The organism is Micromonospora sp. NPDC005252 (assembly GCF_042872475.1).
Lineage (GTDB): Bacteria > Actinomycetota > Actinomycetes > Mycobacteriales > Micromonosporaceae > Micromonospora.
The window spans coordinates 162,678-180,844 of record NZ_JBIAKN010000006.1; the positions used below are offsets into that span (position 1 = coordinate 162,678).

An 18,167-nucleotide genomic window follows, 5' to 3' on the forward strand; every position below is an offset into this window, starting at 1 on the left:
CGCCGGCAGGTCACCGCGAGCGAGATGCCGAGGTGACCTGCCGGGCGCGGGTCAGGCGACAGTGCCGTGGACCTCCAGCTCCCACAGCGAGTAGCCGTACGCGGGCAGGGCCCGTTGGGTGCCCTGGACACGCAGGTAACGACCGGTGGCCGAGATGGCGATGTCATCCACGCCGCCGTCGCCGGTGGTCGTGGTGTGCACCGGTGACCAAATGACGTTGTCCGGGGAGACCTGGACCTGGTACGCCCGCGCGTACGCCGCCTCCCAGGTCAGCCGTACCCGGTTGATGGCGGACGTGGCCCCGAGGTCGACGGTGATCCACTGCGGGTCGGCGTACGCGCTGCCCCAGCGGGTGGTGGCGTTGCCGTCCACGGCGTTGGCCGCCACGTGCGTGCTGCCCGGCTCCACGCTGGACGCGGTGACCGGCCGGCCCCGGGACAGCAGGGTGCCACCGGCGGCGGTGCCGTAGACGTTGAGGTCCCACAGTGAGTAGCCCCACTGGGTGGCCCGCTGGGTGCCGTACACCCGCAGGTAGCGGCCGGTGCCGGTGACCGTGAGGTCGTCGACGCCGCCATCTCCGGTGGTCGTGGTGTGCACCGGTGACCAGGTGACGTTGTCCGGGGAGACCTGGACCTGGTACGCCCGCGCGTACGCCGCCTCCCAGGTCAGCCGCACCCGGTTGATCGCGTACGTGGCCCCGAGGTCGACGGTGATCCACTGTGGGTCGGCGTACGCGCTGCCCCAGCGGGTGGTGGCGTTGCCGTCCACGGCGTTGGCCGCCACGTGCGCGCTGCCCGGCTCGACACTGGACGCCGTCACCGGCCGGCCCCGGGCCAGGTCGGTGACGGGTGGCTCGCTCGGCCCGTCCGTCCTGATCCGCACGTTGCGGTAGTTGATGTCCATGCCGGCGCCGTCGTTCTGCACCCCGAGGTAGCCGTTGGCGATGGCCCGGCTGCTGACGTAATCATTGATCTTGATTCCGTTGAGCCAGATCTCGACCCGCTGACCGTGCACGCCGATCTCGTAGGTGTTCCAGGAGCCGGGTGGGTTGAGCGCCGCCGCACGGGCGGCCTGGTTGGGTGCCTGGAGGCTGTAGACGCTGCCGGTGGTGCGCGTCGGGTCGCCGTCGGTGGCGTCGATCTGGATCTCGTGACCGGCGTTGACCGGGCCCCACGGGTCGCCCTGCGGATCGGGGAATCCGATGAAGACCCCGCCGTTGTCGTCGCCCGGCATCATCCAGTCGACCTTGAGCGAGTAGTTGGCGAACGTGCGCACCGGGTACCAGAGCAACCCCATGCCGCCGTTCGACGTGAGGGTGCCGTCGGCCAGGGTGAAGCCGCCCGGCCCGGCCTGCCGCCACTGCCCGAGGCTGGCCTGGGTGCCGTCGAACAGCGGGGTGTAGCCGGGCTCCGGCCGGCAGTCCGCCGCCACCGCGCCGGCCGCCACCTGAATGCCGCCGAGCAGCATGCGGGTGAAGTTCGGATCGGTGTAGCTCTGCTCGGTGTGGCCGAGGCCCGTGTACCAGGAGCGTCCGCCGCCGTAGCTGTGGCACCAGGTGATCGGGTGGTCGCCACCCATCGACCCACCGGAGTACGACGACTCGTCGAGGCTGGCCAGCACCTTGACCGCCGAGCGGGGGTTGGCTCGGTAGTTGTACCACTCGTCGGTGCGGGTCCAGGTCGGCGGCAGGTGTGCGGTGGAGGCGTTGGCCCGGTCCTCGACCCGGACGGTCGCCTGCTGGTTGGCCGGGTGCGAGGCGAAGTACGCCCCGACCAGGCCGCCGTACCACGGCCAGTCGTACTCGGTGTCGGCGGCGGCGTGCACCCCGACGAAGCCACCGCCAGCGGCGATGTACGCCTCGAACGCGCCCTGCTGGGTGGCGTCGAGCACGTCGCCGGTGGTGCTGAGGAAGACCAACGCCTGGTACTGAGCGAGGTTGGCCGTGGTGAAGGTGGCCGCGTCCTCGGTGGCGGTGACGGTGAAGCCGTTCGCCGTACCGAGTTGTTGGATGGCGGCGATGCCGTTCGGGATGGAGGAGTGCCGGAAGCCGGCGGTCTTGGAGAAGACCAGGACCTTGCTCAGCGGTGCGGCCTCGGCCGGGGTCGGTGCCACGGCCGTCGCGCCGGTGGCGACGGTGAGCCCGGCGACCACGGCGGCGGCAACGGCGGCGATGAGGCGTCTGCGCATGGGGGCTCCTTGCGGGAGAGCGGGCGGACGGGTCACGGCAGGGTCCAGTTCTGCGCGGAGGTGCCGTTGCAGTCGTAGATCTGCAGCTGCCGCCCGTTGGTGGGGGTTGAGGCGGGGATGTCGAGGCACCGGTTGGCCTGCGGATTGCGCAGACTGCCCGCGGTGCCGGTCACCCACTGCTGGGCCCCGGTGCCGTTGCAGGTCCACAGGTGGATCGGGGTGCCGTTGGTGGTGCCGCTGGACTTCACGTCCAGGCACTTGCCCAGGCTGCGGATGGTGCCGTCGCCGGGCAGCGTCCACTGCTGGTTGGTCGCGCCGGCGATGCAGTCCCACATCTGGACGCTGGTGCCGTCGGCGGTCGCGCCGGCGTTGACGTCGACGCACTTGCCCATTCCCCGGATCGGGCCGGTGCGGGGGCCGCTCGCCGGGGTGCTCACCCCGGCTCCGGTGAACGTGTAGCTGTCCAGGTCGAGCAGGGCTCCTCCAGTGCCGCCGGTGAACACGACGTACAGGTCGTGGGTGTTGTCGTCGGGCCTGGTGACCGGCGCGCTGATCTCGGTGTAGTTGTCCCAGCCGCCGGTGTTGGGCACGGTGACCCGGGCGATCTCGGGACCGGTCGGTGAGTCGTACCGGAAGGAGGCGACGTTGCCGGCCTTGTCCGAGGAGACCCGGGCCCGGATGCCGGTGATGCCCTTGAGGCTCACCGCGTGGTGCCGGACGTACTCGCCGTTCTGGATGTCACCGAGCCGCCGGCCGCCCTCGGCGCCTCCCGCGTTGATGACCTGGGGCCCGTGCAACGAGACATAGTGCTCGGCCTGCCACTGCTTGGGCCAGAGGGTGACGTCCTTCTCGGCGGTGAGCGGCACGGTGCCGGCCGCGCCCCGGTCGGTGTAACCGGCCCGCAGCAGGAAGAAGAGCACCGAGTCCGGCCCGGCGTGCACCGGTCCGGTGTTGACGGTGAAGCCGCAGCCGGTGCCCTGGCCCTCCTCGTGCGCGTGCTCCTGGTGGCCGAGGGCCGCCCGGATCGTCACGTTCGCGCAGGGGATCGTGCCGTCCTGGGCGTCGGCGGCGGTGGCGGTGGCGGTCAGGTTCTCGTCCCAGGAGAACAGTCCGCCGTTGGGAATGCCGTTGAGGGCGACGGTGGGCCGGGTGTTGCCCACGACGACGGTCACCTGGGTGGTGCCGGACCGGCCGGTGCCGTCGGAGACCGTGAGCCGGGCGCGCTTGTCGCCGTTGCTGGCGTACGTGTAGGTCGGGTTCGCGGCGGTGGAGTCGACGGTGCCGTTGCTGTCGAAGTCCCACGCGTAGGTCAGCGGGTCGCCGTCCGGGTCGGTGCTGCCGGCGCTGGAGAAGCTGACCGTCAGCGGGCTCAGGCCGTTGTCCGGGGTGGCCGACGCGACAGCGGTCGGAGACCGGCCACCGGCGACGTAGTTGATTTTGTAGAGGCCGGCGGCGGCATCGCCGGAGAAGTAGCCGTTGCCGTACTCCAGCAGGTAGAGAGACCCGTCCGGCCCGAACTCCATGTCGATCGGGTGGACGAACGACATGCCGGCCAGCACCGGCTCGATGACGGTCGGGTTGCCGGTACGCGCGTTGCCGTTGTCGAACTGGACCTCCTTGATCCAGTTACGGCAGTACTCGGTGATGACCAGCTTGTTGTCGTAGTACTGCGGCCACTTCACGTCCGAGGCCAGGTTGGGGTCGTAGTGGTAGACCTCGGCGTGGTTGGGCGAGCCGCAGCCGCCCGGGCTGTCCAGGGCCGGCCACTCCCGGCTGCCGCCGTGCTGCTCCCAGACCAGCGCGCCCCGGGTCGGCGGCAACTGCGCAAGGCCTGTGTTGCGCGGCGAGTTGTTCACCGGGCCGGTGCTGCCACCGCACGGGAACCAGCCGCGCGGTGAGTTGGTGGCGAAGTCCCAGTCGTTGTAGGCGACGTTGGGGCCGCCGCAGTACGGCCATCCGTGGTTGCCCGGCGCGGTGGCCCGGTTCCACTCGTCGTACGCCGCCGGCCCGCGGTTGGCGATCGTCGCTCCGGCGTCCGGCCCGACCTCGCCCCAGTAGAGCGTGTTGCTGCTCTTGCGGTCCACCCACAGGCGGTACGGGTTGCGCACCCCCATCACGTAGATTTCCGCACGGGTGCCGCTGGTGCCCGCGGCGAAGAGGTTGCCCGTCGGAACGGTGTACGTGCCGTTGTCCTCCGGGTGGATGCGGTTGATCTTGCCGCGGAGGTCGTTGGTGTTGCCCGAGGTCCGCTGCGCGTCGTACTGGGCGTCGCGGCTCGTCCGCTCGTCGATCGGCGCCATGCCCGCCGAGTCTCCACCGGAGTTGGTGTTGTCGCCGACGGCAAAGTAGAGGTTCTCGTTGCTGTCCCACGTCATCGAGCCCGCCGAGTGGCAGCAGAGCCGGCGCTCGGTCGGCCACTCGATCAGCCGGGTCTCGCTCGCCGGGTCGAGCACCAGGGTGCTCGGGTTGAAGGTGAACCGCGAGATGCGGTTGACCAGCGGCGTCGTGGCCGGCGAGTAGAACAGGTACACCCAGCGGTTCGTGGCGAACCTCGGGTGCGCGGTGATGCCGATCAGGCCGTCCTCGAATCGGGCGTCCAGTTGCAGGGTCAGCGCCACAGTCGTGGTGCGGGTGGCCGGGTTGTAGAGACGTACCTGCCCGCCGCCGGAACTGGTGCCCCGGTTGATGTAGAGCACCTTGGCGTCGGGCAGGACGGACAGTTCGATCGGCTCTCCCATGGAGAGCCCACCGTCGAGCTTGACCTTCTCGAACTGGGTGGTCGCGGGTGGCGCCGCGGCCGCTGGCGGTGCGGCGACGGTGACCGCCACCAGGATCGGCAGGAGGCTGGCGAGAATGGCCAGGACAACGGCCGCGGTGAGGCGCGGACGTGGTGTGAGCATGGCGTACTCCGGGGTCGGGGTGGGCTGGACGGTCGGGCACACGCGCACCGGTGGGTGCGCGTACGCCAGGGCGGATGGACAAAGCCGGGCCGCCGACGCCGGGCTCGATGGGGCGACGCCGGCCGGCGGGCCCGTCGCGGACCGGCCAGCTCGCCGTCAGAAGGCGATCAGGTCGAACGTTCCCGGGGGCCGGTCGCGTGCCGGTTCACGTCCCGGTGCTGGTGCCGAAAGCGGCGTCCGTGGTTGCCGTGGTGGCTGGTCCGGCCGGTTCGACGGCGACGACACCAGCGGCGAACGGGACAGCGAGCGCGATTCGTAGCGGCGTCGTCATCGTCATCGACACGATCTCCTCTGGATCGTCGTGCGGATGTCTCGCACCCCGGGGAGAGCCCCGGTCTGCCCACGTCCGCCGAAACGGGGGCGATGTGAGATGACGCGGATCGCTGTCACGCGCCGGGTTCCGGCGAGATGAACATCGACCTGCATCGTTGACTTGCAGTTAACATCGGCCATCTTCGAGGGTCAATCCCGCGGAGGGAGGATTGAAACACCGCCGGACTGCGGTGACCGCCCGGTCAGGTCGTGGACCGGCCGTCACCGTCCGGGTTCGCGGAGGGCCGCGGGTAGCCGAGTTCGTACGAGATCTGGTTGGCGGTCTCCAGAAGGAGCGGAACGTTGCTCTTCAGTTGGTCGAGGCTTGCGATCACCTCGATCGCCGTGATCGAGGCGGCGGCGATGACCTGACCGCGCGAATCCCTGATCGGCGCGGCCACGCACATCACGTAGGCGTCGTGCTCGCCGTTGTCCACGGCCCAGCCGCGTTCGTGGATGCGGGCGAGTTCAGCTTCGAGGGCGTCGTGGTCGGTGAATGTGGTCGCGGTGAATCTCTCGAAGACGACGTGGGAGAGGAGACGGTCGCGTTCCTCCCGAGGTAGGTAGGCCAGGATCGTCTTTCCCACCGCGCTCGCATAGATGGACACCGCGCGCCCGATCCGCGAGGGCAGCTTGACGGCGTCGAACGCCGGACTGTCCACCTTGTCGATGTAGATGATCTCGTCGCCGGTCAGCTGTGCCAGGTGCACGGTGTGGCCGGTCTCGCGTTGCAGCGCCCGGAGGTGCGCGGCGGCGGGCTGGCGCAGGTCCATCGAGCCCAGCGCGAGTTCGGACAACTCGATGAGTCCACTGCCGAGCACGTAGGTGCCCGCCCCGGTCCGGCGGACGAAGCGCGCCGATTCCAGTGTCTGCAGGATCCGCAGGGCCGTGGACTTGTGGACGCCGAGCACGTCCGCAGCCTCGGTAAGGGACAGCGGGTGCTCGGCCGACCGACGGATGAGGTCGATCGCGCGGCGAATCGATTGCGCCAAGGCTCTGTCTCCCCTCGGGGCGACGGTACGACACCGTCGCTGCCATTGCACAATACGCAATGAAGTTGGCGTCATGCGCAACCGCCTCTTGACACCGTTGCACATGTCGCTACGATCGTTGCAATTTAATTCCCTCGATGCCAACTCGTACCACTGGAGTAGCGATGGGTAAGCAGCGCGCGCACGCCGGCGGGATCGCGGAGAGCGGCTCATGACGGTCCCACGGCCCCGCGCAGGCGCCGCCGGCGCGGACTGGGTCGGGTCCGCCGCCGAGGCGTTGCCGGACGATGCGGACGCTGTTCTGATCGGCCGGATCTGGGACCCGTCCGTCGACGGCCCCACGCCCGTGGCCGTCCGCAACGGCGAGGTCATCGACCTCAGCCACCGGTTCCCGACCGTACGGGACATCTGCGAGCTGCCCGACCCCGCCGCGACCGTGGCCGGGCTCGACGGGGCGCGGGTGGGCGACTTCGGGGAGATCCTGGCTAACACGGGGGCCGCGACCCGGGACCGTGGTCGGCCCTGGCTGCTCGCCCCGGTGGACCTCCAGGCGCTCAAGGCCGCGGGCGTGACCTTCCCCATCTCGATGATCGAACGCGTCATCGAGGAGCGGGCACGGGGAGACCTGGCGCTCGCGGCGGACATCCGGCAACGGATGTTCGCCGACATTGGTGTCGACCTGCACAACCTGGAGGCGGGCTCGGCCGAGGCGGACCGGCTCAAGAGCCTGCTGGTCGCCGAGGGCATGTGGAGCCAGTACCTGGAGGTGGGGATCGGCCCGGACGCCGAGATCTTCACCAAGGGGCAGATCCTCTCCGCCGTCGGCACCGGCGTCCCGGTCGGTGTGCTCGCCGCGTCGACCTGGAACAACCCGGAACCCGAGATCACCCTCATCGTCCAGTCCAGCGGCCGGATCGTCGGCGCCACCCTCGGCAACGACGTGAACCTGCGCGACATCGAGGGCCGCTCGGCGCTCCTGCTTCCCCTGGCGAAGGACAACAACGCCTCCTGCGCGCTCGGCCCCCTGATCCGGCTCTTCGACGACCGGTTCGGGATGGAGCGGGTACGCGAACTCGAGGTGCGCCTGGAGGTCCACGGTGGGGACGGCTTCCTGCTGGAGGCGGTCTCGGAGATGACCCGGATGTCGCGCGCCCCGGAGGAGCTGGTGCGGCAGTTGATCGGCCCGCACCACAACTATCCCGATGGGGCCGCCCTGATGCTCGGCACCATGTTCGCGCCCATCCAGGACCGGGACCGCCCCGGTGAGGGCTTCACCCACAAGGTCGACGACGTGGTACGGATCAGCTGTCCGGCACTCGGCACCCTGGTCAACCGGGTGCGGCACGCCCAGGAGTGCGAACCCTGGCACTTCGGCGTCCGCGATCTCATGGGCAATCTGGTAAGGAGAGGACTGCTGTGAACGTGGTCATCACGGTCGATCCGCGCGACGGCAAGCGTCGCGCGACGGATCTCACCGAGACCGACGAGTCTCGGCTGGAGACGATCGCCGGTCAGACGTCCCCGGCGACGCGCTGGTTGGCCGACCTCGGGAGGCGTGGCCGGGCCGAGCTGCTGGACGCGATCGCCGCATCCCTCCAGTCCCACCGGGTGGATCTGGTCGCGGCCGCCGAGGCGGAGACCGGGCTGAGCCACGCGCGCCTCGACGGGGAACTCACCCGGGCCGCGGTCCAGTTCCGGATGTTCGGCGATGTGCTGCGCGACGGGGCGTACGTCGAGGCGGCCATCGACCACGCCGCCGACACACCGCTCGGACGCGGCCCGGACGTGCGGCGGATGCTCGTACCCCTCGGGCCGGTCGCCGTCTTCGGCGCCAGCAACTTCCCGTTCGCCTTCTCGGTCGCCGGCGGTGACACGGCCGCCGCGCTGGCCGCCGGCTGCCCCGCGGTCCTGAAGGCCCACCCGTCGCACCCGTTGACGTCGCACGCCTCCGCCGCCGCGATCTCCTCGGCCGTCCGCGAGCTGGGCGGGCCCGAGGGTGTCATCGCGACCGTGTACGGGGAGCAGGCGGGCCGCTCGCTGGTGCGTCACCCCGCGATCCGCGCGGCCGCCCTGACCGGCTCGGTCAACGCCGCCCGCGCCATCCAGGCGGCCATCGACGAACGACCCGACCCCATTCCCCTGTACGCCGAACTGAGCAGCGTGAACCCGATCGTCGTCCTGCCCGCCGCGGCCGCCGACCGGGGTGACCAGATCGCCGAGGGTCTGTTCGCCTCCTTCACCGCCTCGGGCGGTCAACTGTGCACCAAGCCCGGCCTGGCGTTCATCCCGACGGACCGGGGCGGTGACCAGCTGGTCGACGTCCTGCGGGAGAAGGTCGCCAACTCGGGCGGCACGGTCCTGCTCAACGAGCGCATCCGGGACGCGTACGAGAGTCGGGCCACGGAGTTCGAGCGGGCCGGTGCTCGGGTCTCGGCACGGGCCCAGGTCGACCCCGGCGCGGGCTTCACCGCCGCGCCGAGGCTCCTGGAGGTGGATCTGCCGGGGCTGACCGCCGAGATCGCCGACGAGTGCTTCGGTCCGCTCATGGTCGTGGTCCGGTATCACGACGCTGCCGACCTCGACGCCGCGCTGGACGCCGTACCCCCGTCGCTGACCGGCTCCGTCCATCGTGGCTCGGGTGACGACGCGGACGTCGTACGCCGGCTGGTCGACGTGCTCGCCGCCCGCGCGGGTCGCATCGTCTTCGACGGCTATCCCACCGGCGTCCGGGTGTCGTGGGCCCAGCACCACGGTGGACCCTGGCCGTCGACGAACGCCGTGCACACGTCTGTGGGCGCCACCTCGATCCGACGGTTCCTGCGCCCGCTGGCGTGGCAGGACGCCCCGGACTGGGTCCTTCCCGAGGAGCTGCGCGACGAGTACACCGCCATTCCTCGGCGAGTCGACGGGAGGTTGGTGTCAGCGACCGATTAACGGCGTCTGCCGGTCTCCTTCGGGTGCCTTTGTGGGTCACCCGCGGCCGGCACGCGAATTCCTTGACGGCGCGGGGGAGGTGCGGACGTTCATTTAGATCGCTGTTCCCCTGATGCGCCCCGCGGTGGTCACTGTGCTGCTCCGGTCGGCCGTGGCGTCCTGGAACACCTACTTCCTGCCCCTGGCCATGCTCTCGGACAACCGGCTCTTCCCGGTGACCGTCGGCCTCGGCCTCTGGCAGGGGATCTTCAGTCTGCAACGACACTGGCGCGGCGGACTGTCCGTCGGCGGCCTCCGGTAAGCCGCCCTTCCCACCAGCTATCCGGGCGGATGAACAGAAAGGTGTGCTGATGTCGACGACGAATCGATCGCTGCGCAGCGGGCAGTGGTTCGGCGCGGAAGGCCGTAACGGGTTCATCCATCGGTCCTGGATGCGCAACCAGGGTTTCGCGGACGACGTCTTCGACGGCCGCCCGGTGATCGGCATCGCCACCACCTGGTCGGAGCTGACGCCCTGCAACGCTCACCTGCGCGACCTGGCCGAATCGGTGAAGCGGGGCGTGTGGGAGAGCGGCGGTCTGCCGCTGGAGTTCCCGGCGATGAGCCTGGGCGAGCCGCTCATGCGACCCACCACCATGCTCTACCGCAACCTGCTGGCGATGGAGTTGGAGGAGTCGGTCCGCGCCAACCCGCTCGACGGGGTGGTCCTGCTCTCCGGCTGCGACAAGACCACTCCCGGCCTGCTGATGGGGGCGGCGAGCGTCGACCTGCCGACGCTGATGATGACCGGCGGCCCGATGCTCAACGGCAAGTTCCGCGGCCAGGACATCGGCTCGGGCACCGTCGTCTGGCGCTTCACCGAGGAGATGCGGGCCGGCCGGATGACCGCGGCCGACTGCGCCGAGGCGGAGGTCGGCATGTCCCGCAGCCGGGGCCACTGTATGACCATGGGCACCGCCTCCACCATGGCGTGCGTGACCGAGGCGCTGGGCGTACAACTGCCGGGGGCCGCCGCCGTGCCGGCGGTCGACTCCCGGCGGTACGCGCTCGCGCAGGCCGCCGGGCGCCGGATCGTCGCCATGGTCGGCGAGGACCAGCGGCTGTCCTCGGTGCTCACCCGGGAGGCGTTCGAGAACGCGATCCGGGTCAACGCCGCGATCGGTGGCTCCACGAACGCCGTCGTGCACCTGCTCGCGATCGCCGGACGCCTCGGCGTGCCCCTGTCGTTGGAGGACTTCGACACCCTCACCGCCGACGTGCCCCTGCTCGTCAACCTCATGCCGTCCGGGGCGTACCTGATGGAGGACTTCGCCTACGCGGGCGGTCTTCCGGTGGTGATGAAGGAGCTCGCCCCGCTGCTGCACACGGACCACATCACCGTCAGCGGCAGGAGCGTGGCGGAGAACGTCGACGGCGCCCAGTGCTGGAACCGGGATGTCATCGCCACCCTGGAGGAGCCGTTCCAGCCCGCCGGCTCGGGCACCGTCGTGCTGCGCGGGTCGCTCGCGCCGTCCGGGGCGGTGCTGAAGGTCTCCGCCGCCTCCCCCCACCTCCTCACGCACACCGGCCCGGCGCTCGTCTTCGACCGGATCGAGGAGTACGTCGTCGCCGCCGACGACCCGGACCTCGATGTCACAGCCGACACGGTGATCGTCGTCCGCAATGCCGGACCACGCGGCTACCCCGGCTTCCCGGAGGTGGGCAACGTGCCCATGCCCCGCCGGTTGCTCGCCGACGGCATCACGGACATGGTGCGGATCTCGGACGCCCGCATGAGCGGCACCGGCTACGGCACGTGCGTCCTGCACGTGGCGCCGGAGGCGTCCGTGGGCGGACCTCTCGCGCTGGTGCGCACCGGCGACCTGGTCCGCGTCGACGTCACCACGCGCCGCCTGGACCTCCTGGTCGACGACGCGGAACTCGCCGAGCGCCGTTCCGCCTGGGAACCACCACAACCGGTGGCCGACCGAGGTTGGACGCGGCTGTACAGCGAGCATGTTCTCCAGGCCGACAGCGGCGCGGACCTCGACTTCCTCGTCGGTGGCAGCGGCAGCGCTGTGCCCCGTCACTCACACTGACGACCGCACAACGTACGAGAAAATGACCCATGGAAGAACGGACGGCCTGCCAGTGCGAGTTCACGCGGAGAAAGCGGTGACCGCCGCCCATCGGCCACCGGTCATGGCGGACGTCGCCCGCCTGGCGGGCGTGTCGCACCAGACGGTGTCCCGGGTCATCAACGGGGCACCCGCCATCAGGCGCGAGACGCGGGAGCGGGTTCTCGAGGCCATCCGACGGCTCGACTACCGCCCCAACACCGCCGCCCGCGCGCTGGTCCGCGGACGCTCCGGGATGATCGGCATCATCGGCACGGCCAGGACGCTGTTCGGTCCGACGAGCATCCACCGCAGCGTCGAGGATGCCGCCCGCGCTGCCGGATACTTCGCCACCTCGGTGAGCCTTTCGGAGGTGACGGTACGGGCGCTCAGCGACGCCACCGAACACCTCATGCGCGTCGGCGTGGAGGGCGTCGTGATGATCGCCGGCAACGACGAGGCTCTCGAAGTGGTGCGGATGACCCGATCCGGCGTGCCCTTCGTGGTGGTGGAGGGCGATCTGTCCCGGGCCAGCGTCACCGTCGGCGTCGACCAGGTGCTCGGCGCCCGGATGGCGACCGACCACCTGCTCGGCCTCGGGCACCAGGAGATCGTGCATGTGTCCGGTCCGCTCAACTGGGCGGAGGCCCGCGCCCGCCGCGACGGCTGGCGGGCGGCGATGAGCGCGGCGGGCCTACGCCCGCCCGAGCCGGTCCAGGGTGACTGGATGGCCCACAGCGGCTATGTCGCCGGGCTGCGGATCTGCGAGATGCCCGGGACCACAGCGGTCTTCGCCGCCAACGACCAGATGGCCATCGGTGTGCTGCGCGCACTGCACGAGCGTGGACGGCGAGTGCCACAGGACATCTCCGTCGTCGGATTCGACGACGTCCCCGAGGCGGCGTACCTGATTCCGCCGTTGACCACGATCCAGCAGGACTTCGGCGCGGTCGGTCAACGGGCCATCACGGCCGTCACCCAGGCCATCGACGACACGGCGCCGCAGCCACTGCCGTTGGTCGTCCCCCACCTCGTGGTGCGTCAGAGCACGGCGCCGCTGACCGGTACGTGAGCCACGGACGCCGCATAACCGGGGCGGGCCCGGCGTGACGCCGAGCCCGCCCGGTGCGGGGTTACGCCAGGGCGGCGAGCCGGAACTGCTGGTTGGTCTGTCCGTGGCAGTCGTAGAGCTGGATCTGGGCGCCGTTGGCGGTGCTCCAGACGTCCAGGCATCGTCCGGACTGGACGCTGCTGATGGTGCCGTTGGAGTTGACGTTCCACTGCTGGTTGGTCTGGCTGTGGCAGCTGTAGATCTGGACCGCCGCGCCGTTAGCGGTGCCCGCCGCGTCCAGGCACATGGTGCCGTACACCTGTAGTTGTTTGCCTGAGGTGTAGGTCCACGCCTGGTTGGTCTGCCTGTTGCAGTCGTAGAGCTGCACCCGCGTGCCGTTGGTGCGGGAGGCGTTCGGTACGTCTATGCAACGACCCGACTGCGTGCCGACGATCTGGCTGGCCGAGCCCGGCGGCGGAGTGGTGGGCGGAGTGGTGGGGGTCGGTGTCGGGGTGCTCGTCGGGGTGGTGGTCGGCGTCGGGCTGGTCGGCGTCGACGGCAGCAGCGGGCAGGTGCTGCGGTAGGTGACCACGCCGCTGGAGTCCAGCAGCGGGCAGAGGAACTGGCTGTAGCGGGCGTCGTTGTCGAGGAACATCTTGACGAACGGCAGCATGGTCCGGACCATCACCGGGTTCGACCGTCCGACCATGAACCCGTGGTCCGCGCCGGCGACCTCCACGTAGACGCTCTCCGTCGTGCTCGGGAGGCTGTTGTAGAGGCCGGTGGCGTAGGACGGGGTGACCACCGTGTCCGCCTGCCCAGCGAAGATCATGGTAGGCACCCGGTCGTTGGCCAGGTTCGACGACGGCGAGTAGGGCGCAATGCCGACCACGGCCTTCAACGACGGGCGCCGGCTGGCCGCGCTCAGCGCGCCACCGCCGCCCATGGAGTGACCGGCGACCGCCAACCGGTTGGGGTCGACCCGGTCGCGTACCGGGCTCTGCTGCGTCAGGTAGTCCAGCGCGGCGAGCAACTGGGTGCCGCGGGCCGTGTCGAAGTCGTTGCGGCTGTTGGTCTCGATGCCGATCACGACGAAGCCGTGGGAGGCCAGCCACGGTCCCATCCAGGCCAGCTCGGCGGAGAACAACGCGGTGTAACCCGGCGAGATCGCGATGGCCCCGAAGGTGCCCTGGCTCGTGTCGGTCGGGTAGTAGATCCGGCCGCCGTTGAAGCCGTACCCGGTCGGGACGCTTACCGAGGTGTTGGCGAAGGGGCCGTTCACGGCGGTGACGCTGGCCGCCGTGGGGTCCGGGCCCCGCTGGTACGGGTTGTCGGCGGCCGACGCCGACCCGGTCGCCACCGTCATGGTGAACAACCCGACCGCGGCGGCGATCCCGGCCGCGGCGAGCTTGAGCAGCCGTCCGCGAGAACGGAAGGACACTCGGTCGGCATGGGTGTCGCCCGAGGGCGGGGGGTGGTCTGCGGGTCCTCGCACTGTCGGTACCTCCTGGTGGTGGATGAGTGCGGGGCGGGCGGGTTCGGTCGGGGGCCGAACCTGCCCGCCCCGGCGCTGTCCGATCGTCAGCGTTGCAGCGTCAGCAGACCCGGCCGGTACGGCAGCAGACCGTAGTCGCCGCCGGAGCTGAGATTGGGCAGCAGCGACACGACCAGAGCCGCAACTATCGCGGCTGTTCCGGAAGTAGTGGGTGTTCGGAATCGGGTACGCCCGGCGGGACGGTTCCGGGAAATCCTGCTGATTTTCTGGGGGTGGGCCTGACGGTCGCGTGCGGCGCCTCCAGAGCTGAGTGGATCATGTTAACGTTCACAGCGATCGATGGTTCTCAGGCTCGCAGAATGTTCCAGGATTCTCAACCGGTAGTTTCGGGCCTGTTACGGATCAGCCGAGCAGCGGCCGTCTCTTACCGCGACCGCACAGCGACGCGCCGCTCGGGACCTGACCCGAGCGGCGCGTCTTCGACTGGCTGAACGTTCCCGAGGCGGGGACTGGAAGCCCCCTTACGCGGGTGGCCGCGCGGTCGACCCCCGGACCCGCAGCGATGGGCTGATGACGATCCGGTGGGTGGGGCGGTCGGGGTCGGCGAGCCGGTCGGCGACGAGACGCACGGCAGCCCGTCCGATCGAGCGTCGCGGCGGTCGGACCGCGGTCAGCGGCGGGCTGAAGAGCCCGGCGACCTCGTCGTCGTACGCCACGATGGAGAGGTCGCCGGGAACGGACAGGTGCCGCTCCTCGCAGTGTTGCACCAGCGCGATCGCCTCGGCGTCGGCGTGCACCAGCAGGGCCGTCGTCCCGGTCGCCTGGCACCGGTCGAGCACGTTGTCGAGCACCGTGTCCCGCTCCGGTGACCGTGTGTCGGGTACCACGGCCACCACTGTCGCGTTCGAGTCGAGGTCGCACTCGGTCGTGGCGTCGAGCCAGCCACGCCGCACGTGCTGGCTGGTGGGGCTGTTGGCGTCGAGTACCAGGCCGACCTTGCGGTGTCCGAGCGAGGTGAGGTGGCGTACGGCCATGGCGGCACCGAGCGCATGGTCGGTGACCACCGACTCCATGACAGCGTGATGGCTGCCTACCGTGGCGGTGCGTTCCAGCAGGACGACCGGGACGCCGACCTGGTCGAGCCACTCGATGGTGCGCTCGGCGGTCGGCGCGTCCATGCTCGGCGCGATGATCAGCGCGTCCACGTCCATCCGCCCCACCAGGCGTGCCAGTTGCGGCTGGTCGTCCTCGGTGTCGTACGAGGAGCCGCGCAGTACCACACGCATGTCCAGCTCGCGGGCGGCGCCCTCGACACCGCGCGCCACGTCCGGCCAGTAGTAGTCCAATGAGGGCACGAGCATGCCGACCGCGCGCCCGACGAGCGGGTTCAGGCCAGCGTCGGGCGGCTCCTCGGCTGCCGGGACGTCGTCCGGCAGGATCAGAGCGACTCCACCGTGGACCCGGCGAACCAACCCTTCGGCGGCGAGCTCCGCGATGTCGCGCCGGATGGTGACCGGCGCGGCGCCCAGCACGTGCGACAGGTCGGAGATGCGCATCGAGCCGTCGCGTTGCAGGGCTGCCAACAGTTGCTGGCGGCGGGCGACCTGAAGCGGCGCGCGGGAAGTCTCCGCCGTGGCGACGACAGGACTGTCCTTGGTCATGGGGACCTCCGAGGAACGCTTCGTGCGGCGAAAGGTATCGCGCCGTGACGACGAGCTTGCCGACCGGGTTGAACGCGGCTGCGCGCGACGGCTATGGCCCTCGGGCCGACCGAGCAGCTGTGAGCGATTCTGATCGTATCAGATCAGTTGTGGCGTTGCTGGCGTCGCTGAGTCCGCTGTGCGGCGGGGGTCGACCGGGTCACGGGCCGGCGGTCCGGTCTTCGACCGGATGATTAGGGGGTGTGAGACCGTTTTGTGGGCAGGCATCGGTAGCTCCGGCCGCCGTCGATCCCGGTGACGGCGTGTGTCCTTTTGATCGTATGTGTTCGTCTGGTTTGAGAACAGCATTGACTTGCTCTGATGTGAGCGTTTTACTTCGGAAACACTGCGGATGCCGGAGCGTCACATTCCGGGCAACGCGCCGCTCGCCACATTCCATGGAGACGGATCGATGCGACAGGATCTGGGATGACGTCCAGGACGGCCGGCCGATCAACGCCGGGGACGGCCTCGGATGCCGCGACCTGGAGCCGGCACGACTGGCTGGCCCTCGCCGACCGGATGCTCGCCGCGGTCCGGCCGTTCGCGTCCCCCGGTCACGCTCTCGTCAGTCTTCCCGGGCGAAAGGGCGGTTACGGGCGGGCCGTCGACGGCCTCGAGGGTTTCGCCCGCACTTTCCTCCTGGCCGGCTTCCGCATCGCGGGGGCCAGGGGAGTGGGCATGGACGAGCTCGTCGACCGGTACGCGGCCGGCATCGCCGCCGGCACCGATCCGAGCTCCCCCGACCCCTGGGTGCGCTTGGACGAACACCCCCAGGCGAAGGTAGAAGCCGCCTCCATCGCGCTGGTCCTGGACATGACCCGCCCGTGGATCTGGGACCGGATGCCGTCCGCGGTGCACGAGCGGGTAGTCGACTACCTGCGCCCGGCGGTCGGCGACGACACGTATCCACAGATCAACTGGGTGTGGTTCCGGCTGGTCGTACAGACGTTCCTGCGTTCGGTGGGTGGGCCGTACTCGATCGACGAGATGGCCGCGGACCTGAGCACGCACGACGGCTTCGCCCGCGGGGACGGCTGGATGTCCGACGGGCCGCACCGCGCGTACGACCACTATGTGGGCTGGGCCCTGCACCTGTATCCGACGCTGTGGGCCCGAATGGCCGGCGCCGCGGACCTGGCCGAGCAGCGCCGCGATCGGGACCTGGCCAGCCTCGACCGCTTCCTGGGCGACGCGGTCACGCTCGTGGGCGCCGACGGGTCACCGTTGATCCAGGGGCGAAGCCTGATCTACCGCTTCGCCGCGGCGGCGCCGTTCTGGGTCGGCGCGATCGCCGGCGTGCCCTCGGTCAGCCTCGGCCAGTTGCGTCGCGCGGCCACCCGCATCGTGCGCCACTTCGTCGCCAACGGGGCCCTGGACGAACGAGGTCTGCTCACCCTCGGCTGGCACCGGTCGTGGCCGCGACTGGCGCAGTCGTACTCCGGACCGGGCTCGCCCTACTGGGCCAGCAAGGGCCTGCTCGGCATCGCGCTACCCGCCGAACATCCGGTGTGGACGGCCTCCGAGGAGCCGCTGCCAGTCGAGGAGCGGGACGCGGTGCGGGCGGTGCACGCGCCAGGCTGGCTGGTTTCCGGCACCCGTGCCGACGGCATCGTCCGGGTCATCAATCACGGCACCGACCACGCCGTAGAGGGCGCCACCGTCTCAGATTCCCCGCTCTACGCGCGACTGGGCTACTCCACCGCCACCAGCCCCGTCCTCGACGACAGCGGCTGGGCCAGCCCGCTCGACCAGTCCGTCACTCTCGTCGACCACGCGGGCCAGGTCACCCACCGCGCCGGCATGCGCCTGCTGACCGTGCACGTCGACACCGACGGCGTGGGCGTGGCCGGGTCACGTGCCCTCGCCCACTGGGTCGACCCGGATCCGGGTCAGCGCGATCACGGCGGCGGCCGCGTGGGCCGGTCCCGACCGGCCGGGCACCTCACTGTGTATTCGCTGGTCCGTGGCCCCTGGGAACTACGTCTGACCCGCGTCGACGACCTCGCCGACGGCGTCGAAGCGGCTGCGCTGCGGCTGCGGATCGGCGGCTGGGCCATTGCCGGGGATGCGACGGCAACCGTTGGTGAACGGGCGGTGGCCCTGACCGGGGCCGGCCTGACCAGCAGGCTCGACAGCGTTCGCGGGGACGGAACGGCCGGTGCCACCGCCCTTGCGCACGGCGGGCCCCTGGCCGGCGGGCTGGTAGTGCCCTGGCTGGACCACCCCGTCCGGCCGGGCGACTGGGTCGCCGCCTTCATCGAGCTGTCCGCGGTGCCGGCAGCCACGGTGGGGCAGGTAGGCCAGGCCGTGGCCGACGAGGACGGCCGCGGTCTCCACCTGGCGGTCGACTGGCCCGACGGGATCGGCACGTCGACCCGTCTGGACACCGAGCATGCCAGGCCCACCCAGGCGTCCTGGTAGCAGTGCGGGCCCGTCC

Annotated in this window: 11 protein-coding genes; 6 read left to right on the forward strand and 5 right to left on the reverse strand. The window is 70.5% G+C overall.

Translation table 11 applies throughout. The annotated features are described in order from the left end of the window. Positions 1–51: 51 nt before the first annotated feature. From ACFYPH_RS19295 to ACFYPH_RS19305, 3 genes are all read right to left on the reverse strand, one after another. Positions 52–2,187 (reverse strand): ThuA domain-containing protein, encoded by a 2,136-nt coding sequence (locus tag ACFYPH_RS19295; protein ID WP_355066573.1) that lies wholly within the window; start codon positions 2,185–2,187, stop codon positions 52–54. Between the two features lie 32 nt (positions 2,188–2,219). Beyond that, on the reverse strand, positions 2,220–5,087 hold the full coding sequence (locus tag ACFYPH_RS19300) for a ricin-type beta-trefoil lectin domain protein (protein ID WP_354857704.1): 2,868 nt from the start codon (positions 5,085–5,087) through the stop codon (positions 2,220–2,222). A gap of 575 nt (positions 5,088–5,662) precedes the next feature. Next, on the reverse strand, positions 5,663–6,556 hold the full coding sequence (locus ACFYPH_RS19305; RefSeq protein WP_363937930.1) for an IclR family transcriptional regulator: 894 nt from the start codon (positions 6,554–6,556) through the stop codon (positions 5,663–5,665). A gap of 106 nt (positions 6,557–6,662) precedes the next feature. On the opposite strand from ACFYPH_RS19305, the gene ACFYPH_RS19310 reads away from it, so the two are divergent. The 5 genes from ACFYPH_RS19310 to ACFYPH_RS19330 all read left to right on the forward strand — a co-directional run bounded on the left by ACFYPH_RS19310 (position 6,663) and on the right by ACFYPH_RS19330 (position 12,553). After that, entirely contained in the window at positions 6,663–7,871 is a 1,209-nt protein-coding gene (locus tag ACFYPH_RS19310; RefSeq protein WP_387183390.1) for a fumarylacetoacetate hydrolase family protein, read from the forward strand. Next, a complete protein-coding gene (locus ACFYPH_RS19315; protein ID WP_387183393.1) occupies positions 7,868–9,385 on the forward strand; it encodes an aldehyde dehydrogenase family protein in 1,518 nt (505 codons plus the stop codon). Before ACFYPH_RS19310 ends, ACFYPH_RS19315 begins: the two co-directional genes overlap by 4 nt. Before the next feature lie 133 nt (positions 9,386–9,518). Beyond that, positions 9,519–9,686: a hypothetical protein gene (locus tag ACFYPH_RS19320; protein WP_354857696.1), complete on the forward strand. Its 168-nt coding sequence runs from the start codon at positions 9,519–9,521 to the stop codon at positions 9,684–9,686. Positions 9,687–9,735: 49 nt separating this feature from the next. Further along, positions 9,736–11,463, forward strand: a complete 1,728-nt coding sequence (locus ACFYPH_RS19325) for an IlvD/Edd family dehydratase (protein ID WP_355138396.1) — start codon at positions 9,736–9,738, stop codon at positions 11,461–11,463. A 76-nt stretch (positions 11,464–11,539) separates the two neighbouring features. Beyond that, positions 11,540–12,553 (forward strand): LacI family DNA-binding transcriptional regulator, encoded by a 1,014-nt coding sequence (locus ACFYPH_RS19330; protein ID WP_387183396.1) that lies wholly within the window; start codon positions 11,540–11,542, stop codon positions 12,551–12,553. Positions 12,554–12,614: 61 nt separating this feature from the next. On the opposite strand, the gene ACFYPH_RS19335 is transcribed toward ACFYPH_RS19330, so the two are convergent. Beyond that, positions 12,615–14,027, reverse strand: coding sequence for a ricin-type beta-trefoil lectin domain protein (locus ACFYPH_RS19335; RefSeq protein ID WP_387183399.1), 1,413 nt, complete (start codon positions 14,025–14,027; stop codon positions 12,615–12,617). 521 nt (positions 14,028–14,548) lie between these two features. Next, entirely contained in the window at positions 14,549–15,688 is a 1,140-nt protein-coding gene (locus tag ACFYPH_RS19340; protein WP_354862152.1) for a substrate-binding domain-containing protein, read from the reverse strand. Between the two features lie 468 nt (positions 15,689–16,156). On the opposite strand from ACFYPH_RS19340, the gene ACFYPH_RS19345 reads away from it, so the two are divergent. Next, a complete protein-coding gene (locus ACFYPH_RS19345; protein ID WP_387183402.1) occupies positions 16,157–18,151 on the forward strand; it encodes a DUF2264 domain-containing protein in 1,995 nt (664 codons plus the stop codon). The last annotated feature ends 16 nt before the right edge of the window (positions 18,152–18,167 follow it).